Raw genomic sequence first — 23,386 nt, 5'->3', positions numbered from 1 at the left:
TTGTACTGTATTGCAGAATCGTAAATATGAAAAAATTGTGTAATAATACTCGAAAACGACCAGCTTCAGCGCACTATTTGTTCTTAATTGCAGGAGCGCCTTTCGTAGCTCTTATGGTTGCTATGGCTCCAGCTTTGCAAGCACGTTATCCATGGTTTCTTATTGATACAACAGTACGAGGTGTTGTTGGCCTACTCTTACAAGCGATTCCATTCACTCTTATTGGTGTGCTTGTTTCTGCTGCTGTGGAAACATGGGTAACAGCTGATTTTATTGAAAAACATGCTCCAAAATCTACTGCAAACGGCTTTTTGGCTGCAATACTTGCAGGCGTGTGCGTGCCGGTGTGTGACTGCGTTGTTGTACCAACATTTTCTAGACTGGTTGCAAAAAAATTGCCGCTTCCTTGTGCAATAACTTTCCTTTGTGCTGTTCCTGTTGTAAATCCTGTGTCTGTTTTAGCGACTTGGTACGCTTTTGCTGATGCGCCTGCTGTAGCCGTTATGCGCGTTGCTTTAGGAGTTGGTATTGCGTTATTAGTTGGATTAAGTTTTGCAATATTTCCGCCAAAATCATTTGTTTTGCGTAACGAAAATTTATTAAAAAATAATCTTAAATCAAAATGTTCTTGTGAACTAAATTGTGGTTGCAATCATGAAGAAAATCAAAATTTTTCAGAACAATTAAAGACGCAAAATCGCACAAAATCAAGTATTTATTTGCAAATAAAGCTGTACATAAAGCATATTCATGAAGATCTTTTGAAACTTTTACCAATTATTGTGTGCGGAACTATTGTTGCTTCTGTTATACGAGCTTGGTTAGGGGCGGATCCTGCTTCCAGAATACAAGCTAACAATATTTGGATTGCAATACCTGCAATGATGGCTATTGCCTATTTCAGCTCGTTGTGCTCAAGTTCGGATGCTGTAATTGCTAGAAGTTTAGCTGCTTCTTTACCAATGTCTTCCGTTTTAGTATTTTTGCTATTCGGCCCAATGCTTGATTTAAAAAATACTCTTATGCTTGTTTCTGATTGCAGAGGCAAATTCGTATTGCGCTTAACGCTAACGATTGCAGGCGTTTGCCTTCTAGCTTCACTGTTTTCTAACTGGGCTTGGGGGTTCATGCTATGAAAAATACAAGTTCTGTTAGTGAAGAAAATAAAAAGTGTAATCGTATTACTTTTGCAAAAATATTGGAATCTTTCGTGCTTCTATGTTTAGCAGCAGTTATTGCCACAGTAACTTTAAGCGGACAGTACACGCTTTTTACCACTCCTCGAGCGTTCGCGTATTTGATAATTGCAGCAGTTCTGCTTTTAGTTTTAGCATCTTGTGCCGCGTTGGGATGGTTTGATGTTTCTGCACGAGATTCTTGGAAAATACTAGTTTCTTTAGTGCTTCCTGCTCTGCTAATTATTATTCCGCTGCAATCGTCACAAAGATTTAGCGCTGGTGGTTTTGATCGTTACGCAGGAGGAAGGGCTATTGCTATTCGAAGCCACAATCCGAGACTTTCTGGGTTGAGTGAAAAATCTCGTGAAATAAAAGTAAAAAACGATGATTTCGGCTTATGGTATGACGAAATAGATCATAATATTTCAAAATATGAAGGCTACACGATTACGATTACAGGTTTCGTAAGTCGTGATACTACTTTAGGAGCAAGTCAGTTTCGCTTATCTCGTCAACTTATGTCTTGCTGCATTCTAGATATGTCTCCTTTTGGTTTAGTTGCAAACTATAAAAACGCCAACAAACTCCACGAACATGAGTGGGTTATGCTTCGCGCTCGCGTTTCTCGGGGGAGCATAGGAGTTAAAGGATACCAACGTTCTGGTGTTATACTAAAAGTTATATCGTTAAAATCTGCCAAAGCTCCAACTGGATATTTTTACCGTCCGTAATAATTTTCACTAAAGAATTGTTGATATCGCTTAGAAGTAAACTAAGATAACAATTATGGCGATTGGTTTTAATATTCTGCTCATTATAATTTTTCTACTATTCGGGTCCATATTTGCGGCAACCGAGTTGGCTTTAGTGAGCTTAAGAAGTTCGCAAATTGATCGCATGGAGCTTCAGGATGCTCGTGGAGCTAGAGTTGCGAAAATTGCGCGCGACCCTAATACTTTTCTATCTGCCTTGCAAATTGGCGTAACGCTTTCTGGTTTTCTTTCTGCATCTTTTGGAGAATCTGCTTTAGCTCCATATGTAGTGCCGATTGTGCGTTCGTGGGGAGTGCCGGCTCATGTTGCTGGCCCTCTTACCACAATCTTCTTAACTCTTATTATTTCGTATTGTTCTATTGTTATTTCCGAACTTGTGCCAAAGCGTATTGCAATGCAGCGTTCTGAGCAGATTGCACGAGCGGTTGTGCCAGCGGTGGATATTTTCTCAAAAATTTGTAAGCCTCTTATTTGGCTTATTGGAAAGAATACAAATGGTTTTGTGCGCTTGCTTGGATTTGATCCGAATGAGAAAGAAAGCGAAGTTTCTGACGAAGAATTGCGTGTGCTTGTTAACAGCAATAAGCGTTTAAGTCAAGATGAGCGCAATATTTTGGATGACGTGTTTGATGCGTCTGAAACTATTGTTGCTGAAGTGATGCGTCCTCGTGCTGACGTGGAATTTTTGGATGGTTCGTTAAGTCTTGAAGAAGCTGCGGCGAAAATTCGTGAGCTTCCGTATTCCAGATACCCTGTTATTGGCAAGGATTTTGACGACGTTATCGGTTTTGTGCATGTGCGAGATTTGTTGGATGTGCGTGATCCTAACGCAAAAACTGTCGCCGATGTGACCCGTGAAGGAATTAGTCTTCCTGGAACTTCTAAGCTTTTGCCGAGTCTAGAGTTGCTTCGCAAACGCGGAATCCATTTGGCTATCGTTATTGACGAATACGGCGGAACTGACGGCATTGTGACGCTTGAAGACATGACCGAGGAGCTTGTTGGAGATATTCGCGACGAGTACGATTTGCCTGAAGAATCTGAACAAAATAATGTGAATAAAACAACTGCTTTTGTAAACGGTGTTGCAAAAATTGATGGTGGTATGACCATTGAAGATTTTGCTGATATTACTGGCATTGAGCTTGAAGATGGCCCTTATGAGACGGTTGCAGGATACTTTTTGGCGCATACAGGTTCGATGGGAAGCGTTGGGGCAGTTTTGCATGATGCAGACGGTTATGATATGACGGTAACCGCGGTTGATGGTCGACGTATTGCTACGCTTGAAGTGCGTCGTCGCGCGTAATTTAAGCCATAGCAGTAGAATGAAATAGTAATAATATAACCTACGGAAGGATAAAACATGGCCTTATTGCATATTTTGCCGGGTCTCGACGAAGCGGCCAGTGAAAAGGCTGTTGCAGTTTTGCAGAATCGTTTAAGCCACGAGCAGGAGGCTGCTTTGGTTTTGAAGCATGCTCACTGGAATGTTACTGGCCCAGATTTTATTGCTGTGCATGAGATGCTTGATCCACAGGTTGCTGAAGTTTTGGCACAAGCAGATGAGACTGCTGAGCGCATTGCAACTTTGGGAGGTTCGCCACTTGGTCGTGCTGATGATGTTGTTGCTGCACGTACGTGGAAGCGTTTTGCTTTAACTGGTCGTAAGTCAACTAAAGAATATTTGCAGGCTCTTATTGAGTATTACAACGATATGATTGCTGATGATCGCAAGGCTATTGCGGAACTTGATAATCTTGATGTTGTGAGCTCTAATATTATCCAAGATCATGTGCAGCAACTGGAAAAGTTCCAGTGGTTTATGCGCAGCCATCTTGATTAATTAACCTCTGTTTGATTTTTTGATTCAAACCGCAACACGCTGTTTTCTTTTTATGGCGTGTTGCGGTTTGACATTTTCTGCGTCTGTGCTAATGTAACTACTTGTATGTTTTAGACATACAAGTTGGGCCCGTAGCTCAGGTGGTTAGAGCGCATCCCTGATAAGGATGAGGTCGGAGGTTCAAGTCCTCCCGGGCCCACGGAAATTGAATGAGCTTCATTCTTTTACCTTTGGGGCTATGGCGCAGCTGGTAGCGCATCTGCTTTGCAAGCAGAGGGTCAGGAGTTCGAGTCTCCTTAGCTCCACAAATAGGGTTCTGATTGATTTTTCAATCAGAACTTTTTTTGTTTATTAATTTCTTTCTTGAATGCGTGTTCTTAATTTTGCTTTAACTTGTGTTTTTGAGAATGTTTCTCATCAAGGCCTATTGGTATGATTGCTAAATATAAATAAATACAAATATAAATTAAATATAAATCTTTACGCCGTGTATTGAGTGCGCTATTTAAGTTGCGCTCAGTGGGTTAACAAGGCGTGAAATCGTGTGTTAAACGTCTCAAGCGGTTAACCTGATCAGCGTAAGGAAAGTGTATGCGTAAACTTTTAGCATATTGCCGTCGTGCACCACAATTAACAGTCGTAATTCTTGCTTTTCCTTTTATTGTGGCTTTTTACTCATGCAATTTGCCTATATTGGCTACTTTTAATGAGCAAATTTCTCATCTTTCGCAGCGAATTTTTGATTTTTTAAATCTTGATTACGATATTGCAATAAGTCTTAGTGTTGGCAAAACTATTATCGCTATTCTTGTTTTATATACCAGCCTTGTTTCTTTGCGTAACATGATTAAAAATTTATTGCGCGGAACTTTAGGTATTGATTTGCTAGCTTTTGTTGCATTGCTTGCAACGCTTTTTATTGGTGAGTTCTGGGCAAGTTATTTGATTGTTGTAATGGTTTGGACGGGAGAGGCAATTGAGGATTTTGCGCATATGAAAGCTCAGCGCAATCTATCTCTTTTAGTAAGCGCAGCTCCAAAAACTGCTCATCTTATGACTTTGCCAGGTATTGAGCATGGAATGAATCATAATCAAGCAAATGATGAATCCTACGAACCGCCATGTTTGAGTGAAAATCAGTGCAAGCCTAGCTCGTGTGTTCTGTGCCAGCATGCTGAATTTAGAAAAGTAGATGCCGCTAATTCTAAGCAATCTAATAGTAGCGAGCAAAATTGCGAAAGTAATTGCGAAAATAATAACTTGCAAAATTGCAACTGTAAACGAAATAATTGCCCATTTTTGCAAGCATCTGCAGATGGCGAAATCACCTCAAATTTGCAGCGTTACGCTACAGTTGCAGTCGATGATTTAAAAGTTGGAAACATAATTATTGTGCTTCCTGGCGAAACTGTGCCAGTTGACGGTGAATTACTAAGCGGTTCTGCAATTTTAGACACAAGTGCTATTAACGGAGAATCTGTTCCTAGAGAAGTCTATGCGGGAGGTGCAGTGCTTTCAGGCTGTGTAAACGGTGGAGTTGTGCTTATTATGCGCGTAACCAAGCTGTCTAAAAACTCGCAGTATCAGAAAATCATGCAGCTTGTTGAGTCTGCTAGGTCTTCTAAAGCTGCAGTAGTTAGATTTGCAGACATGCTATCTGTGCCGTTTACAGTATTATCTTTTGCGATTGCAGGTCTTGCTTGGGGCTTTTCTGGCGACGCATTGCGATTTGCGCAAGTATTGGTTCTAGCAACCCCATGTCCTCTGCTTATTGCAGTTCCAGTTGCTTGCATGGCTGGCACTGGGCGTCTAGCAAAACTTGGAATTGTTGTTAAAAGTCAGGATGTGCTTGAGCAATTAAGTCGTGTAACAGACGTATTTTTTGACAAAACCGGCACGTTGACGGTTAAACAGCCGCAAGTTGCAAGAGTTGACGTAGTTGATTCTATGCAGAAGGCTGATCGCATAGTTATGCTTGCGGGCGTTCTAGAAACTTATTCTCAGCACATACTTGCAGGCGGTATTGCTAAAGCGGGAGCAAAGCTGTGGGAAAATGCTCACCCATCGTCGGTTCCGCAACTTCCTAGCGTACGAGAATACCCTGTAGTACACAGTGTTAAGGAAACTGCAGGCCAAGGCATTCAGGGCGTTGTAGACGGCATCTTAGTGCGTGTAGGCAGACACAAGTACGTTACAGAGCAAAACACGAATCAAACTATAGGTAAATCTCTTGCTGCAGACGAAATGGCAACCTATGTGTCTTTTGACGGCGTGCTGGTAGGAAGAATCGTATTAAAAGACGTGCCGCGCGATAATGCGAAATCAACTATTGCTTCGTTGCGTGCTTTGGGTGTGAGAACAATAGCAATGCTTACTGGTGACGGTTTGCAAGCTGCAACAACCATTGGCAAAAGCGTTGGTATTGATTCTGTGCATGCAGATTTGCTTCCGCAAGATAAATTAGCGTATGTAAAAAAGCACAATTACAATGCAGCCAAAAATAAGAAAGATTCAACCGTAACCATGATGGTTGGTGACGGAGTAAATGATGCGCCTGTGCTTGCAGCTGCCGATATTGGCGTAGCAGTAACGGATGGCACGGATACTGCAGCATCGGAGTGCGCTCAAGTAGTTATTATGAACAACAATATTGCGGCGGTTGCCAGTGCTATAAGTGTTGCGAAGCATACAAAACATGTAATGATACAATCAGTTTTGCTTGGAATAGGTTTGGCTATAATCAGTATGATTCTGGCTGCTTTTGGTTTCATTCCAGCGGTTCTTGGAGCCATGATGCAGGAAGTTATTGACGTTATTTCAATTACTTGGGCGTTAACTGCTTTGCGCTCGCGTGAAAAGATGAGATAAAGCGTTTTCATGCAAGCTTTTTAATGCAAGCATTTTGTAAGACTTAGCAATGCGCTAGTCTAAGTATGAAAGCACGTGAAGGAAATCTGTGCTTGAAGTCCGCGCATAATGCGCGCAAAAACGGCAAAAGTGTCGTATTGTACAGTTCAATATGGGGATAATAATGAAAAAAAATAATGTAAAAGAAAATGTTTCATGTGAAACATCTCAATTGCGTATTGCAGTAATTGGTGCGGGACCTGCTGGAGTATATTCTTCCGATATTTTCTTGCGTCAACTTGCTAAACGTGGCGAAGAATTAGGTCTTGGCACAAGCGCTCGCATTGATCTTTTTGAAAAACTGCCTGTGCCTTTCGGCTTAGTGCGTTATGGAGTGGCTCCGGATCATCCAAGTATTAAATTTATTGCCGATGCGCTTGAAAAAACGCTTGATAATCCAAATATTCATCTTTATGCGAATGTTGAATTTGGTAAAGATATTACGCTTGAAGATTTGCTTCAACGCTATGATGCAGTGTTATTTGCTACAGGAGCTGTGGAAGATAGGCCATTGCGAGGTGTGCCGGGTGCTGATTTAGACGGAGTATACGGAGCTGCAAAATTCGTAGAATGGTATGACGGCTACCCAACCAGCAAGCGCACATGGCCGCTCGAAGCAAAGGAAGTAGCTGTTATTGGTGGCGGAAACGTGGCAATGGATGTTGCTCGTGAGCTTTTGCGCGACCCGGATTATTTGCGCGCACATACGGATATTCCAGACGATGTGTACGAAGGATTACAGCAAAATCGTACTCAAACTTTGCATTTGTTTATTCGACGAGGTGTAGCTCAAGCGAAATTCTCAGTGCAAGAATTGCGTGAAATGGAAAAGTTATCCGGAGTGCAAATAATTATTAACGAGGATGATTTTGAGCTCGACGATGAAACGATAGAAGTTGCTGGTAACGATAAGCTCACGCGTCAAATGGTTGAGGAACTTTTTGCGATTCGAGATATGGCAGAAGATATGGAAGACGGCGGTAACGTTGATTTTGAGGGCAATCCTGCCAACCGGCGTTACGTTATTCATTTCAATTCGGCTCCGGTTGAAATTCTTGGCGAGGATGGGAAAGTAAAAGCGATTCGTGTTGAGAAAACTGTTACAAGCGCGGACGGCACAATGACTCGCACAGGTGAATTTGAAGAATACCCTGTGCAAGCTGTTTACCATGCGATTGGCTATCATCCTGCAGAAGTTGCAGGCATTGCTTACGACGAAAAGCGCACGTTGCTTGCGAATGATGACGGCCGAATCGTAACTTCCGCCGAAAGCGGCGAAGTTCGTGAACGTTTGTATGCTACCGGCTGGGCTAAAAGAGGACCTGTTGGTTTAATTGGCTCCACAAAATCTGACGCTCTTCTTATTGTTGACCGCATGCTCGAAGATTTAGCACAATCTGGGCTTATTGCAGAAGATCGTAGCGAAAAGTCTATAAATGAATTGCTTGAATCGCGCGGTGTGAAAGCCATTGATTATGCCGGTTGGAAGCGCGTAGATGAGTATGAGCGTGAAGCTGGTGCTAAAGAGCAGCGCGCTCGAAAGAAAGTAGTATCATCTGCGGAGCTTATAGCTATTGCCTTAGGCTGTGAGTAACATTCGAATAACAGTTTGTAGTGAGTAAATACGCAGTATATATTCAGAAAAATTTAAGTTCACTTTATTAAACTGACTCACATGTTGAAGGGCGTAAGAGCATATCAGTATAACACTTTGAAGGCAGTGCTATTTTTTGGCATTTTATGGCTTTTTCTTGCGTTATGCTGGGTTCTCACGGGTGCTTCTTTTACCTCATTAATTTGGTTTGTCTTGCTGGGGTTTGTTGTAAGTGCAAGTGCTTACTGGTGCTCCAGCAAGCTTATTATTTTCGCTATGCGTGCTGTTGAAGTTACTGAAGATGAAGAACCAATACTTTATGGCATTGTGCGAGAACTTTCTGCTCGTATTGGTAAGCCTATGCCACGTGTCATGGTATCGCCTTGCGAGAGTCCTAATGCATTTGCTGCGGGTAGAAGTGAGCGTCATGCGTCAATTTGCTGTACTCGTGGATTGTTGAATATTCTTAATGAGCGCGAGCTTCGAGGTGTTGTTAGCCACGAGCTTACGCATATTTATAATCACGATATTCTTGTTTCTGCGTTAGCTACTGCTACAGCAACAGTGTTGACGTATGTTGGTTCATTATTAATGTGTATAGGTAATGCCCACCAGCATGATGTGCGTAAATATTGCAAGTTCGTAGGTAAAGGCTTGAATACGCTTTTTGCACCCGTTGCGGCTCTTATTATGAATGTAACAATTCCTGCGTCTAGAGAATTTGATGCTGATAAAGCTGGAAGTGAAATTACTGGAGATTCAGCTGCGCTCGCGTCCGCGTTGAACAAAATTACATATGGCATGCAGATGCATGAGATGAAATCTACTGCCGGCTTGCAAGCAGTTGCTTCGTTAATGATTATTCAACCATGGGATGAGCGTGCTTCAATATTAGTAAGATTGTGTGCAAACCATCCTCCTGTGCAGGAGCGTATTGGTCGTCTTATGCGCATGGCTGCGTAGTGTTGATGTGCAGGTTCATAACTTTAGTGTGCCTGTATTGTATATATGCGCGGTGTAATGTATTTGCTGTGTTGAAGCAGTAAGTGCTGCATGATATTCTTGAGTGGTTGCTGTTTTGTAATTTGTTGCAGCGCATGCGGACATAGTTCATCGGTAGAATGGAAGCTTCCCAAGCTTCAGAGGCGGGTTCGATTCCCGTTGTCCGCTCCACTCGGAAAACGTTGGTATATCAATGTTTGTGGCTTGTTTTTACGGCTTAAAAATAGGTTAAATGTGCAAATGATTTGCAAAATTCTATAAAAATGCTGACTTACTTAATAGAATTGTTGCATTAGGTAAGTCAGCGTTTATTTTATGCCTAATTAAATTGTGTAGAACGTGTAATCAAGATTTAGAATGTACGAACGTCATAGAAGTTATTAAGTTCTGGCATCCAACGTCCGGTACCAGCAATATTTCCTCTACTTCCTACGGTAAATCCTGCAAAATTGTTCATTCTTGGCTCGAAATAGCTGCGAGAGCCATGACCTTCGGCAGAATTACCGACGCTAATGGCTCCTGCGAAATTGCCTACAGAATGGATTACTTTGTCGTTATCAACCTTGTAATGCACTGCGTAGCCTTCGCGAGTTAAACGATTGCCAGCATTTGCTGCAGTGCGAAGCCATCGGTTGAATATGTTTCCCCAAATTTGTGGAGCATTAAAGGTATAAATCTTCTTAAGCCAAGTGTAGCCTTTGCCGTCAGCGCGAATCAGAGCTCGCTGTGCTAAATATCCACCGAGAGAGTGTCCTGTAATATATAAGTTATTCACGGTCTGTTCGCGACCGTATCGTTCGATAAGTTGTTCTACATCGTACGCTTGGTCAGGATTGCGACCTACGGCTATAGCTAAATCGTCATCGTAATCATTAAATTGTGAAGTTCCTCGAATGGCGAGTACTTGTACAGTTCCCTGTTCTAGGAATGGGTAAGGGCTCACATTTTCAAATAAAACAGCGTCAAATCCACCTCTATGGTGATAGGTTTCTTTCACTTTCCAGAATGGAGCAATTTCATTATGCATAAGGTGGTACTCGTTGCGATTCTTATAAATATCATGCAGTGGTCTTGTGTAATCGAGTACCTTATTAATGTAGTTATCGTCGCGATAAGAAAGTTCTGAGAATAAGGTCATGTCGCGTGCGCTAATATCCCAACGGCGAGGATGGGCGTCTTGATTATCTGGAATACCATCCCCATCTGTGTCATTCATCATTGGGTGAGAATTATATCCGTAGTATGTTTTTCCATCTTTGTTGTATGTATAAATCTCTTGGCTATTCGTTAATCCGTCTCCGTCTAAATCGGCTTGTGGATCGAGTGGCTTCTTGTGGAATAACGACATATCAAGAGCGCCTTTTTGCTCAAGTCCTATCGTTCCGTCTGCGATGCGTTGAGCGGTTTCTACAGTAAGTGGAGTATGTGCGACCGAAGAATTATTTGTGTTTGTTGCTGCGATTGCTGGCGTAGAGAAGGTAAATAAGCTTAATGCCATACAGAGGCTTGTGAGGCATCCTGCTGCGATAGTACTTCGTTTCATAGTAGCTCTCCCATGTTTTATGTTATTTGCGGTAGTGAAAGATACTCCCAAATCGTCTTCTATTGCGCTATTTGTTCGTAATACACTACGTGGTTATTTGTGTGAGATATATCAGTTACTAGTTTGCGTCACTGCTATTCATATCTTACACTGTTAAACTTTAATCCGTATATAAACAAAAATCTATACCAATAAACAAAAGTTGGTCTTTGGTGATAAATACATTGATGTAATGTATCAATCGTATAGAAAATATCTATGTAACTAGAATTATTGATAGCAATTATCTATTCTTAATAATGAAAGTTATGCGCAACGATAGCGCGCGATAAACAATCGAGGAGCAAGCTATGAGTTTAATGAATACGCATATTCTCCCATTTAAGGTGAGTGCATATAAAGATGGCGAATTTATTGAAGTAACCGATGCAGACGTACTCGGCAAGTGGGCTATTTTCTTCTTCTACCCAGCGGATTTCTCTTTCGTGTGCCCAACTGAGCTGGAAGATCTTGCTCATCATTATGAAGAGTTGCAAAAGTTAGGTGTAGAAGTTTACTCCGTATCAACTGACACGCATTTCGTGCACAAAGCATGGCATGACAATTCTGAAGCTATTGCAAAAGTAAAGTACACTATGTTGGGTGATCCTTCCGGAGCGCTTTCTCGTAACTTTGATGCATGGAATGAAGAGTCTGGTTTAGCTCATCGTGCTACGTTCTTAGTCGATCCACAAGGTATGATTCAGTTCTTTGAGATGACAGCAGATGGTATTGGTCGTAACGCTGATGAACTGCTTCGTAAAGTCAAAGCAGCCCAGTATATTGCCGCTCATCCGGGTGAAGTCTGCCCAGCCAAATGGGAGCAGGGAGAAGAGACCTTAGAGCCTTCTATTGATTTAGTTGGCAAAATCTGATCTTTATAAAAGCGCGTGGGAAGCGGCAGTTGCAGTTTCTTACGCGCTTAATTTTTAGTATCAAAACATGTTATAGAAAATTATTGAAAGAAGTGTCTATGTCTTTGCTGAATACATCATTAACTGCTCAACTGTCTGAATTGTTGAAAAAAATGGTTTTGCCTGTTGAACTTGTATCGTATCTGGATGATTCGGATACGTCTCAAAAAGTTAATGCACTATTAAAAGAAGTATCTCAGCAAAGCAACAAAATTAATATTATTGAAAGCAGCAACAACAATAGAACGAACAGTGTACGCGTTCCAAGCTTTATAATCCGACGCGCAGAATCGCAGAATAATAGTAACAAACCAAGTGAGGTAGCAGTAACTTTTGCAGGAATACCTCTTGGACACGAATTTAGTTCTTTAGTATTGGCACTTTTACAAGTGAGTGGATATGCGCCAAAAATTAGTGATGAGCAACGCAAAGAAATACTAAAGCTTGGATCACATAACGTAACGACATATATGTCAGTTACCTGCTTGAATTGCCCAGAAGTTGTGCAATCGCTTAATACTATCTCAATAATCAACCCTAAAGTTCAGCATACTACTGTAGAAGGTAGCGCTTTTCGAGAAGAAGTAGACAAACTCGGTGTAATGAGCGTGCCAGCAGTGTTTGAAAACGGTAAACTTATTGCTTCAGGTCGTACAGGAATTGATGAACTCATAGCAATACTTGCATCTAACGAAAACGTTATTACACAAAGTGGAAATAGCAATACTCAAGAATGTAATTCTGATGCTTCTGTTGTTTCTCCTGCAGCTGCTGCGCTTGCAGAAAAAATGAATAAGCAATCTCCTTATGATATTGTTCTTGTTGGAGGAGGCCCTGCTGCTTCAGCTGCTGCAATTTATACTGCACGCAAAGGTTTACGTACAGCTATGATTATGGATCACCGTGGTGGGCAAATAGTAGAAACGGAAAGTATTGAAAATCATATTTCACAAACGCATACTACAGGTGCTCAGCTTGCTGCGGATTTAACACAGCATATTTCGCAATACGATATTGATGTATTTACACCAGATTGGGCAGATTCACTTGATATAGCCGAAGAACCTTACGGCTTACACACTATTCACGCTCGTTCCGGTGGTGTACTGAAAGCTCGTGCTGTGATTGTTGCAACTGGTGCAACGTGGCGTACACTTGGTGTGCCAGGAGAGGAGGAGTATCGTAATAAAGGTGTGTCTTTCTGCCCACATTGTGATGGCCCACTGTTCAAAGATAAGAGAGTAGTTGTTGTTGGCGGTGGAAATTCCGGAGTAGAAGCTGCTATTGATTTAGCTGGTGTAGCAAAACATGTGACAGTAGTCGAATTTATGGATACACTCAAAGCTGACAAAGTGCTGCTGGAGGCTTTGCATAATTTGCCTAATACTAGCATTATTACTAGCGCTGCTGTAAGCAAAGTTGAAGGAAATGGTAGTAAAGTAACAGCAATATATTACCGGGATCGCAGTAGCATTGATTCTGAAACACAAGAGCATATTATTGAAGCGGACGGCGTATTTGTGCAAATTGGTTTAGCTCCAAATACTCTTTGGTTAGAAAATCAGTTGCCGCTGAATAAGCGTGGAGAAATTATTACAGATCGAGCAGGCTGTACAAAAGTTCCCGGCATTTTTGCTGCTGGAGATTGCTCAGACGAGCCGTACAAGCAAATAGTTACTGCGTACGGATCTGGTGCCAACGCAGCTTTGTCTGCGTTTGATTACATTATTCGTAGTCCGCAAAATAAATAAATTACGTAAGGCAGAACAAGCATAGCAATATTATTTGTGTTAATTTTTATGCATAGTATCGATAATGGGAGGCGTACTATGAATATCAGAGCATTGGAATATCTTATAGCTTTTGCACAAGAAGAAAGTTTTACTAAGGCCGCTATTCGCATGTGCGTTTCTCAGCCGACGCTTTCGACACAAATTAAAAAGCTCGAAGAAACTTTGGGTGTAGAGCTTATTGAGCGTATTCCTGGTAAACAGATTTTGACACCTGCCGGGCGAGAAGTTGTATATTATGCAAAACGAATTCAGGCAGACATGTCGCGTATTCGCCAAGCTGCAAGACGCTCAGAAGATCCGTGGGCATCAACAGTAGTATTAGGCGTGTTTCCAACATTAGGACCATATTTATTGCCGCGTCTTATGCCAGTGTTACGACATTTAAAACCAAATCTCACTATTCGTTTTGTGGAAGAAAAGTCAGCAAAACTTATAGAATTACTTGATAGTGGTCAGATTGATGCCGCTATATTAAGTGAAAGTTTGAATGTTCCTTCAGTAAAAATATGCCACCTTTTTGATGAAGATTTTTTGTTAGCAGCTTCTAAAAATTCTTCGCTTGGTCACGAAAGTAAGCCGATTGAGCTTTCAGATTTATCGACGCAGCGCGTACTTTTGTTAGAAGACGGTCATTGTATGTGTAGAAACATGATTGATGTATGTCAAAAAGTAGGCGCGAAACAATCAGAATTTAGAGCAACATCGTTAGAAACATTACGTTACATGATTATTGGCAGTCGTGATGTGACATTGTTGCCACGGTTAGCAACAGTTCCACCTATTGTGCAGCCAGCAGGTTTAATGTTGCGCGAGTTTAAGAATCCTAGACCTTATCGCTCATTATATTTAAATTGGCGTGCAGCTTCTCCAGTAGACAAAATTATGGAAGGATTATGTAAAATAATTAGTTCTACATGCGCTGATTTGCATAAAAAATAAATAGAATATTCTGCTTAAAAATAGGCACTTCTGTTTGCTAAGTTAGCTACAGAAGTGCCATGTTCTTCTTCTCTTACTTTTCTTTTATTCTCACTTTATTCTGGGAATTATCTGCCTCGTTTTATTTACTATGTTTTATTTGTTGCTAAATTAATGATTTATAATTCAATTCCAAGATAGCGTGCTACCTGATTTACATCCTTATCTCCACGGCCGGAAACTGTTACTAAAACAATGTCATCCTTACTCATCTTTGGAACCATCTTCATAGCTTGTGCTATTGCATGTGAGCTTTCCAAAGCTGGGATGATTCCTTCTATTCTAGAAAGTGCGCGGAAAGCTTGGACTGCTTCATCATCAGTGATTGCGTAGTATTCTGCGCGACCAGAATCCTTTAAATATGAATGTTCTGGGCCAACTCCAGGGTAATCCAGGCCTGCAGAAATAGAGTAGGCTGGAAGCTCATTCCCATCATCATCCATAAGAACATAAGTTTTCATGCCATCCGTAATGCCAATTTTTCCGTTCGTCATAGTAGCAGCATTTTGAGGAGTATTAGCGCCTTTACCTGCGCCTTCAGCACCAATCAATCGTACAGAAGGATCATCAATGTAGGCTGCAAAAGAACCAATTGCATTAGAACCGCCACCAATGCAAGCAATTACAGCATTTGGTAATCTGCCTTCTTTTTCTAGGATCTGCTTTCTTGACTCCTTGCTAATAACGCTTTGAAAATCGCGAACCATTTGTGGATAAGGGTAAGGTCCCACTGCGGAGCCAACGATGTAGAAGGTATCGTCCAAGTGCTGAGCATAATCCATAAATGCGGCAGTTACAGCATCTTTTAAAGTTTTTGTGCCTTCTTGAACAGCATGAACTTTTGCGCCGAGCAAAGTCATTCTAAAAACATTAAGTTTTTGGCGTTCACAATCAAGTGCACCCATAAAAATTTCGCATTCCATGCCGAATCGTGCAGCTGCAGCAGCAGTGGCAACACCATGCTGACCGGCTCCAGTTTCAGCAATAATGCGCTTTTTACCCATGCGCTGAGCGAGTAAAATTTGTCCGAGAACATTATTCATTTTGTGAGCGCCGAGATGGTTTAAATCTTCGCGCTTTAAATACACTTTTGCGCCGCCTAAATATTTTGTGAAAGATTCAGCATAGTATAAAGGTGTTTCGCGGCCGTCGTAATCCTTTAATAGTCCAGTTAATTCATTGCGGAATTCTGGATCGTCTTTGTACTGTAGATAAGCTGCTGCTACTGCATCGAGTGCTGGACGAATCATATCTGGTACGTACTGTCCGCCAAATTCGCCGTAATACATGTTTTGTTCAACTGCGTTTACCATAATTTTGCCCTTCTTGTGCGTGCCGAGAAAATCGGCATTCGGTTTGTTCTTTATTCTTTTTGTGTTGATTATTTTGTAAATTTGAAGGGCATGTGCTCAGATAACAAAAAAGCTGGATGGCAGCTTATATGCCATTCAGCTCAAATAATGTTGATGATGAATCCGGCATAGCCCCGTTGATTGTTTAAAATCAGCAAGCCCACACCGATATGTGAACTCGCTTTTAACTACGCCAGCTGCGCCAGAAACGAGTATTCATGTTCATCAACCTCCAATCTTGTTGCTCAAGTTTAGCCTGACTTGTGACAATGTCAATCTTTTAGTATTGATTCGGCGTTTCGCGCGGAAAAATTAAACCCCGGCGTGTATGCGCCGGGGAAATAAAAAGGAGAGAAGAAAAGAATAAGTTTTAGTTTTAGTGCTTTACACCTGCCGTTTTTTGCGACACTATTATAAAACCATATCAGTCTGTACGGTATAGGAGTATTACCTGAGAATTTTCTAAAAAATATATACTTTTCTCCTGAATTTGGTGGTTTTTTAGCAATAAAAAATCATTGCAAATACTATTCACTTAAATCAGCACGGTAAAAATGTTCGTATGAGCGCGACGGAGTTGGACCGCGCTGACCTTGATAGTGTGAACCATTAACAGCAGAACCATACGGATTTTCGCATGGGGAACTCAACTGGAAGAAGCACATTTGACCGATTTTCATGCCAGGCCAGAGCTTGACTGGCAAAGTACTTACATTAGAAAGTTCCAAAGTAATATGACCTTCAAAACCAGGATCAATGAAACCAGCCGTTGAATGAGTTAAAATACCAAGACGACCAAGTGAGCTCTTGCCTTCCAAGCGTGCTGCAATAGTTGCATCAAGTTTTACATACTCCCAAGTAGCACCAAGTGCAAACTCACCAGGATGTAAAATCCACGGTTCGTCCGGAGCCACTTCAAACTGTTCAGTAAGCTCACCTTGATTTTCTGCAGGGTCTACATACGTGTAAGCGTGGTTGTTAAATAAGCGGAAATAACGATCGAGACGCACGTCAATCGACGCAGGCTGTACCATTTCCGGGGTCCACGGGGTTAAATCGATGTGACCCTCATCATGAGCTTTGAGAATGTCGTGATCAGACAACAGCATAGCGTCAAATCTCCTTGTAATGTGTAAACGCATAAGCAACTTCATTGTTCGCACGAAATATTTACTGCTATTTTGCGCGAAAATTACAATACGCACAATTGTAGCGCGTGCCGCGGTCTGTCAGTATGATGCAAGCTATTTCCTGAAAACAAATAAGTATTCATGAGCAATAAGCAAAAATTTTATAGAAAAGAAAACACAAAACGCGGCACAGAACCGTAGGTAATATAAGAAAACTACGTACTGTGCCGCGTATTCGCAAGGCAGTTTAATAATTTATTTATTAAGCTGCAATAGTTAAGGTGTTTGCTGCTTTATGTTTTGCAATGAAGCGAAGCACGCACTTGCGCAATTCGGAAGCTACTAACACCACCATAGAAAGACCGAGGCACTCAAACCATTCAGTTACGCTCAAAGGAACAGTTCCAAATGGCTCATTCAAGAATGGTATGTAAATTACAGCCAGCTGTAGAAGCACAGAAACTGCAATAGCACCCCAAAGCCAACGATTTGCAAACAAACCTACAAATACGCTTTGCGAATCGGAACGGGATGCTAACGCATTCAGCATTTGCGCAAACACAAGAATGGTGAAGCCCATTGTGCGAGCATGCGTCATTTGTGCAGCGTGGCTCATAATTCCAACAGAACGGTCAGTAAATAATCCGCCTGCCAAATGCATATCCATTCCAATTAATGTAATAGCAGCCATAATTATGCCGATAAATACAATATCTCCCCACATTCGTCGATCAATAACGCTATCGGTAAGTTTTCGAGGCTTTCTATCCATTACGTCGTCAGTTTGAGGATCAACTCCCATAGCAAGGGCAGGAGCGGCATCCGTAAGCAAATTAATCCACAAAAGCTGTGTGGCAAGAAGTGGAAGCGTAACGCCTACGGAATTAGGCTGCGTGATGCCGAGCGCTCCAGCGAAAACAACGCCACCGAAAACGGTGCAAACTTCACCAACATTGGAGCTGAGCAGGTAGCGTAAGAATTTACGAATATTGTCGAAAATTCCACGGCCTTCGCGCACAGCTGCAACAATTGTAGAGAAGTTATCGTCTGCAAGAATCATCTTGGCAGATTCTTTCGTAACTTCTGTGCCGGTAATGCCCATGGCAACACCAATATCAGCAGACTTTACGGCTGGAGCATCGTTCACACCGTCGCCTGTCATAGCAACAATGTTGCCTTGACGTTGTAATGAAGAAACAATAGCGAGCTTATGCTCAGGCGCAACTCGAGCATACACGCTAGTTTTGTTTATTGCTTCATCAAAAGCAATATTGTCATCGTCTCGAGAAAGCAGTTCGTCAAGATCATCACCTGTAAGAGCATGTTCGCCTTTGCCAACAATGCCAAGATCTCTAGCAATACGAGTGGCAGTAAGCGGATGGTCGCCTGTAATCATAACAGTGCGAATTCCAGCACGGTGAGCTTGAGCTACGCTATCTCGAACTTCAATGCGAGGCGGGTCAATAATACCAACCATGCCGTTCCAAATTAAATCAGATTCCAAAACGTCGCTCTGCTCAGCGACGTCAGCGATCTGACCGGCAGCATTAGAAACCATGCCGTCAACTTTCGTCAAACTATCAACGCCAAGCGGACGGTACGCCATACCAAGAGTGCGGTAAGCTTCCCCAGAAAGGCGCTCAACAGTAGCCAAAATATCTTCACGATCGCCATCAGTAAGTGGACGCACGGCACCAGCTACTGCAATTCGAGTGCAGTAAGAAAGAAGCACATCCGGAGCACCTTTAGCGCAAACAATAAGATTTCCAGAATCTGAACCATCTTTTACAACCACAGACATGCGTTTGCGTTCGGAAGTAAATGGTACTTCAGCAACGCGAGTTAAGTGAGCGTAACGCTTATCTGCCTTTGTTTTACGTGCTGCTACTATTAGCGAAACTTCTGTAGGGTCGCCCACAGGTTGCCAACTTTTAGTAGTTTCGTCGTAGTGCAGATCGCCGTCATTGGCTAAACAGCCAGAACCTAATGCGCCTAATACTTCTGTGGCAAGATTTTGTGGAACTGCAAGATCCGCATCCGCAGAATCGAGTAATACCATGCGACCTTCTGGCTTATAGCCGCTACCGGTAAGCTGCACTTCGCCACTAGGAGTAATTACGCGTTCGACGGTCATTTCATTGCGAGTAAGCGTGCCTGTTTTATCAGAACAGATAACGGAAGCAGAACCAAGTGTTTCTACGGAAGAAAGTTTTTTTACAACCGCATGGTGCTTCACCATTCGTTGTACGCCAAGCGCAAGAACTACCGTCAAAATAGCAGCCAAGCCTTCTGGAACCGCGGCAACGGCGAGGGAAACAGAAAGTAGCAGTGAATCAATAATATCTTGAATACTGTGGAAGCCTTCAATTAGCCACATGGAAGCGAGAACAACAGCTGCAATAATACACACTGCAATGCCAAGAACCTTGGAAACACGCACCATTTCGCGCTCAAGCGGAGTAGATTCTTCGTCTGACTTGGAAAGCATATCTGCAATTTTGCCAACTTGCGTGCGCATGCCGGTTGAAGTTACAATAGCGCGACCAGTGCCTTGTGTTACAGCAGTGCCATTAAATACCATATTGGTGCGATCGCCTAAAGCTTTTGCGGATTGCAATGTATCTGGACGCTTGCTTACAGCAACCGATTCGCCCGTAAGACTTGCTTCCGCAATGCGCAACGATGCTGCGGCAATTAAACGACCATCTGCAGAAACTGCATCACCTTCACCAAGAACAAGAATATCGCCCGGAACCACTTCAGTAGTATCAATGCGTATTACATGACCGTCTCGTAAAACTGAAGTTTGTGGCGCGCTCATTCTAGCCAAAGCTTCAACTGCCTCCTCTGCACGTGACTCTTGAATGTAGCCGAGTACAGCATTAGCAATTAAAATTATGATAATAACTATAGAATCAAACGGTAGTATTTCGCCTCCGCTGTTTCCTTTGTGTTGTGCTCGCTCTACGAACCATGCTATTGCAGAGATAATAGTAGCGGCAATCAGCAAGTAAACGAGCGGATCTTTGAACTGCTCAAGGAATCGCTTCCATGCTGGCGTTTTTTCAGCTGCCGCAAGTGCGTTCGGGCCAAATTGTGTAAGTCTGTGAGATGCTTCTTCGGAGCTTAAGCCACGAGTTACATCTACGTGTAGAGCTTCGGCAACTTGCTGAATGCCTTGTAGTGATGGATCTTGACTTGGAGAGTCAATTACTTTAGTTTCGGATTGATCAATAGTGTGATCAACCATATTTTCCCCCTTGGGAGCGCCGCGGAGTAGTCAATAATTGCGGTAACAGCGCCATTATGAGCTGCTTATTATCGTAACTATTGCGCGGTTGTGGATTATTGCAATAGTTTTGCAACAGTTGAGTACTGTTCTATTATGTCACATAACGTGCCGGAATATTTGCTTAAGTATTTTGATTGCAAAAGTAGCCTTTACAGTGATGAAACTTGGCGCAAACTCAATGCCTCGGGGGCATGTGAGAATAGAAGTATGACTACGAAAAAAGGACCGACCAAGGGGTCGGGTGGAAAGCATCGCAATGCATTGCGCGGCAAAGGCCCTACGCCAAAGGCTGAAGATCGCGTATATCACAAGGCATATTTCGCTAAAAAAGCAGCTATAAAACGTACTTTTGCAGATCCGCGATTGGCTGCAAGACGTAGAGTTGACAAGTTAGGTGTAGATTCCGATGAGTTGGTTATTGGTCGCAATGCTGCTTTAGAGGCGTTGCGAGTTGGTGTACCAAGCACTCAATTATATGTTGCTAATCGTATTGAGCATGACGATCGTACGCGTGAAATTGTAAAACTCGCTGGTATGCAAGGTTTACGTTTGCTGGAAGCGGATCGCTTAGAAATGGATCGTATCGCGCATTCTAGCAACCATCAAGGCATTATTTTGAAAGTGCAGCCTTACCAGTATTACTCTTTGCAGGAATTGGTTGAGCGTGCAGAAAAGAAGTCTCGTGCAATGGAAGCCGCTGATTCTTTGGCAGCTCGTATTAATGCCCGACCGTTGTTTATTGCTTTGGATGGTGTGACGGATCCGCAAAATCTTGGTGCTGTTATTCGTTCTGCAGCAGCATTTGGAGCTAACGGTGTGATTTTGCCGGAGCGTAGAAGTGCTTCCGTAACCGCAGCAGCGTGGAAGGTTTCAGCTGGGGCTGCAGCGCACTTGCCAGTGGCTCGAGTTGTGAATTTGAATAAGGCGATTCAGGGTTTGCGTGAGCGCGGTTGGTATGCGATTGGTCTTGACGGTGGCGGCGATAAGCTCGTTGGTGAAACTGGTTTTGAAACTGATCCGCTGGTTGTGGTTCTTGGCTCCGAAGGTAAGGGCATGAGCCGACTAACTCGTGAAGTTTGTGATGCTATTGCTGGAATCCCAATCTCTAACGCAGTTGAGTCACTTAATGCTTCGGTTGCAGCTGGAATCAGTTTATATGCTGTTGCTAACGCTCGTCGTTTGGCTGCGTTGCAGTAGGATAAATTTTTTAAATTTGCTAAGATCACGCTCGCTAAAGTGCGGGCGTGATTTTCTTTGTATGATTAATAACAGAAACCGCACACAATGAATGAGATAAAGGTAATTATGAATGAGAATACTGTTACAGATCAACCCTCGCAAAATATATGGTTGCGAAAGTATGCTCGCATACTTACTTTTATTGCATATCTTGTTGTGATTATTGTTGTCATGTTATTCCATGAGCCTTGGTTTGACGAAGCACAAAGTTGGCTTATTGCGCGTGATTCTTCGTTTGCTGATTTGTTAACTCTTCGTCCGCATTACGAAGGGCATCCGCCGTTGTGGACGCTTCTTCTTTCCATTCCTGCAAAAACCGGGGTTCCGTACGAAATTGGTCTTAAAGGTGTGCAGTTTTTGTGCGCTGCTCTTCTAGGCGGATGGTTGATATTTCGCTCTCCTTTCAATCGTCTTGTAATTGTGCTACTTCCATTCACTTATTTCCTTTGCTTCCAATATGGTGTTACTTCGCGCCCATATGCGTTGCTGTGTGCTGCTTTGTTCATGACTGCATACTACTGGAAAGAAGCGGATTCTAAGCCTTCTAACACTTGGAAACTCGTGCTAAGTCTTGTACTTATGTGCGCTATAAGTGCCTACGGAATTGCGATTGCTGCAGGTTTTGCTTTGGCTTGGGTGCTGCGAACAGTACAGCTAGCTGGAATGAGGCATGCTGTTAGTGCAGTATTTTCTAACATAAATCGTTTGCTGGGCTGGATTTTGCTAGCTTTCGTTGGTTTTGCAAGTATTGCTTGTATTTGGCCTGCTGCTAACGCATTTGGTTCTCGCAAAACTTTCGATGGCAATTCACCGTTGCTGCAATTTTTGTCCTTTATTTTTATAATGCCATCGGAGAGCATGTTTACAGCATTCGCTGGAGACGTTTCCTTGCGAAGAATGTCTTTGGGAATAGTGCCAATTATTATTTGCGTTCTTATTTCAATACTGATTTGGGCTTTCGCTATTTGTATTGCAAAACGTAGGAAAATGTTGGTATCTCTTATTCTTCCTTGTTTGACTTTTGCTATTATTGCAACGCAATATTTTACTTTGCATCATGCAGGAATCGTATTCGCATTCTTTATTTCTCAACTGTGGATGTGCATCGATCAGCGTCAACTTAATTTTGAAGATATTCCAACAATTATTCGTAGATTGCTCCAATATTTTTCAAAGAAAATTAAGTTTACCAATAAGTTTGTCAATAAGCGAACCCTAATTTATGCCCTTATTATTATTTTGCTAGCACCAAGTTTGATTTGGAATCTGTTTGCCTGCGTGCACGATATTAAATTTGATTATTCGGGATCGCGTGCGCTTGCGCAATTTATTCGACAAAATCATGCAGAAAATAAGCGTTTCGTAACTTCTTGGCTGCATCAAGATGAAAAAACTGACAAATCTGGTAAAGTTATTTCTCCAGAATTTGAGGATGTGCACCAATATTCTTGGCAGCTTATCACTGCGAATCCTTATTTTGCAAAGAATCTTATTGACTGTAGTTATAAAAATAGTTCATTTATTACTAATGAGCAGTCAACAGATAATCAAATTTATGCCGAATTATCTACTTGTAAAGCAAAAAAGGAGCCACAGTTTTTCGTTACTGAATCGAATGAGCCGTGGTACTACTTTGTTGCATTGGATTACAATATTGATCATTATAGGCAGCATGTTGTTGCTCATACTCAAGCATCTTGGAAAGCTACAACTTTTGAAAACACAGTTACTGTTTATGAGCGTAAAAGTAATGTTAAATAGTTACAGTAATTCAATTTCCGGATGATTCGCACGAAAGTTATTTGC

At 42.1% G+C, this 23,386-nt stretch carries 16 protein-coding genes and 3 tRNA genes; 15 read left to right on the top strand and 4 right to left on the bottom strand.

The genetic code is table 11. The features are described 5' to 3' along the window. Window positions 1-26: 26 nt before the first annotated feature. From HMPREF3208_RS00470 to HMPREF3208_RS00425, 10 genes are all read left to right on the top strand, one after another. Window positions 27-1,136 (top strand): permease, encoded by a 1,110-nt coding sequence (locus tag HMPREF3208_RS00470; RefSeq protein WP_064346689.1) that lies wholly within the window; start codon window positions 27-29, stop codon window positions 1,134-1,136. After that, window positions 1,133-1,909: a TIGR03943 family putative permease subunit gene (locus tag HMPREF3208_RS00465; protein WP_081091137.1), complete on the top strand. Its 777-nt coding sequence runs from the start codon at window positions 1,133-1,135 to the stop codon at window positions 1,907-1,909. The genes HMPREF3208_RS00470 and HMPREF3208_RS00465 overlap by 4 nt, the downstream gene beginning before the upstream one ends. 55 nt (window positions 1,910-1,964) lie before the next feature. After that, a complete protein-coding gene (locus HMPREF3208_RS00460; protein ID WP_016637607.1) occupies window positions 1,965-3,260 on the top strand; it encodes a hemolysin family protein in 1,296 nt (431 codons plus the stop codon). A gap of 57 nt (window positions 3,261-3,317) precedes the next feature. Continuing rightward, complete coding sequence (locus tag HMPREF3208_RS00455; RefSeq protein ID WP_016637608.1) at window positions 3,318-3,797, top strand: Dps family protein; 480 nt, start codon at window positions 3,318-3,320, stop codon at window positions 3,795-3,797. Window positions 3,798-3,922: 125 nt separating this feature from the next. After that, window positions 3,923-3,996: transfer RNA gene (locus HMPREF3208_RS00450), tRNA-Ile, on the top strand. 33 nt (window positions 3,997-4,029) lie between these two features. After that, window positions 4,030-4,102: transfer RNA gene (locus HMPREF3208_RS00445), tRNA-Ala, on the top strand. Between the two features lie 286 nt (window positions 4,103-4,388). Continuing rightward, complete coding sequence (locus tag HMPREF3208_RS00440; RefSeq protein WP_016637616.1) at window positions 4,389-6,665, top strand: heavy metal translocating P-type ATPase; 2,277 nt, start codon at window positions 4,389-4,391, stop codon at window positions 6,663-6,665. A 163-nt stretch (window positions 6,666-6,828) separates the two neighbouring features. Further along, window positions 6,829-8,298 carry an FAD-dependent oxidoreductase gene (locus tag HMPREF3208_RS00435; protein ID WP_155237227.1) on the top strand — a complete coding sequence of 490 codons (1,470 nt, stop codon included), beginning with the start codon at window positions 6,829-6,831 and terminating at the stop codon, window positions 8,296-8,298. Between the two features lie 81 nt (window positions 8,299-8,379). After that, window positions 8,380-9,261: a M48 family metalloprotease gene (locus tag HMPREF3208_RS00430; protein ID WP_016637618.1), complete on the top strand. Its 882-nt coding sequence runs from the start codon at window positions 8,380-8,382 to the stop codon at window positions 9,259-9,261. 136 nt (window positions 9,262-9,397) lie between these two features. After that, window positions 9,398-9,471: transfer RNA gene (locus HMPREF3208_RS00425), tRNA-Gly, on the top strand. A 181-nt stretch (window positions 9,472-9,652) separates the two neighbouring features. Here the strand turns inward: HMPREF3208_RS00425 and HMPREF3208_RS00420 are convergent. Further along, window positions 9,653-10,798: an alpha/beta hydrolase family protein gene (locus tag HMPREF3208_RS00420; protein WP_016637619.1), complete on the bottom strand. Its 1,146-nt coding sequence runs from the start codon at window positions 10,796-10,798 to the stop codon at window positions 9,653-9,655. Window positions 10,799-11,193: 395 nt separating this feature from the next. Between HMPREF3208_RS00420 and ahpC the strand changes: the two genes are divergently transcribed. From ahpC to HMPREF3208_RS00405, 3 genes are all read left to right on the top strand, one after another. Then, window positions 11,194-11,757, top strand: a complete 564-nt coding sequence (gene ahpC, locus HMPREF3208_RS00415; protein WP_064346686.1) for an alkyl hydroperoxide reductase subunit C — start codon at window positions 11,194-11,196, stop codon at window positions 11,755-11,757. Between the two features lie 98 nt (window positions 11,758-11,855). Next, a complete protein-coding gene (gene ahpF, locus HMPREF3208_RS00410) occupies window positions 11,856-13,547 on the top strand; it encodes an alkyl hydroperoxide reductase subunit F (RefSeq protein ID WP_064346685.1) in 1,692 nt (563 codons plus the stop codon). Window positions 13,548-13,625: 78 nt separating this feature from the next. Continuing rightward, on the top strand, window positions 13,626-14,528 hold the full coding sequence (locus tag HMPREF3208_RS00405) for a LysR substrate-binding domain-containing protein (RefSeq protein ID WP_032814034.1): 903 nt from the start codon (window positions 13,626-13,628) through the stop codon (window positions 14,526-14,528). Between the two features lie 158 nt (window positions 14,529-14,686). Here HMPREF3208_RS00405 and trpB read toward each other — a convergent pair whose 3' ends face one another. The 3 genes from trpB to HMPREF3208_RS00390 all read right to left on the bottom strand — a co-directional run bounded on the left by trpB (window position 14,687) and on the right by HMPREF3208_RS00390 (window position 20,299). Beyond that, window positions 14,687-15,880 carry a tryptophan synthase subunit beta gene (trpB, locus tag HMPREF3208_RS00400; protein WP_016637624.1) on the bottom strand — a complete coding sequence of 398 codons (1,194 nt, stop codon included), beginning with the start codon at window positions 15,878-15,880 and terminating at the stop codon, window positions 14,687-14,689. 566 nt (window positions 15,881-16,446) lie between these two features. Beyond that, window positions 16,447-17,028: a dCTP deaminase gene (gene dcd / locus HMPREF3208_RS00395; RefSeq protein ID WP_032814041.1), complete on the bottom strand. Its 582-nt coding sequence runs from the start codon at window positions 17,026-17,028 to the stop codon at window positions 16,447-16,449. A 283-nt stretch (window positions 17,029-17,311) separates the two neighbouring features. Beyond that, a complete protein-coding gene (locus tag HMPREF3208_RS00390) occupies window positions 17,312-20,299 on the bottom strand; it encodes a cation-translocating P-type ATPase (protein WP_016637627.1) in 2,988 nt (995 codons plus the stop codon). A gap of 249 nt (window positions 20,300-20,548) precedes the next feature. Between HMPREF3208_RS00390 and rlmB the strand changes: the two genes are divergently transcribed. Continuing rightward, window positions 20,549-21,538 (top strand): 23S rRNA (guanosine(2251)-2'-O)-methyltransferase RlmB, encoded by a 990-nt coding sequence (gene rlmB / locus HMPREF3208_RS00385; protein WP_032814043.1) that lies wholly within the window; start codon window positions 20,549-20,551, stop codon window positions 21,536-21,538. A gap of 108 nt (window positions 21,539-21,646) precedes the next feature. Further along, window positions 21,647-23,341, top strand: coding sequence for an ABC transporter ATP-binding protein (locus HMPREF3208_RS00380; RefSeq protein WP_050567746.1), 1,695 nt, complete (start codon window positions 21,647-21,649; stop codon window positions 23,339-23,341). Window positions 23,342-23,386: the final 45 nt, after the last annotated feature.

The organism is Gardnerella vaginalis, assembly GCF_001546485.1.
In the GTDB taxonomy this organism is placed as follows: domain Bacteria; phylum Actinomycetota; class Actinomycetes; order Actinomycetales; family Bifidobacteriaceae; genus Bifidobacterium; species Bifidobacterium vaginale_D.
This window is presented reverse-complemented; position numbering and strand designations above follow the sequence as displayed.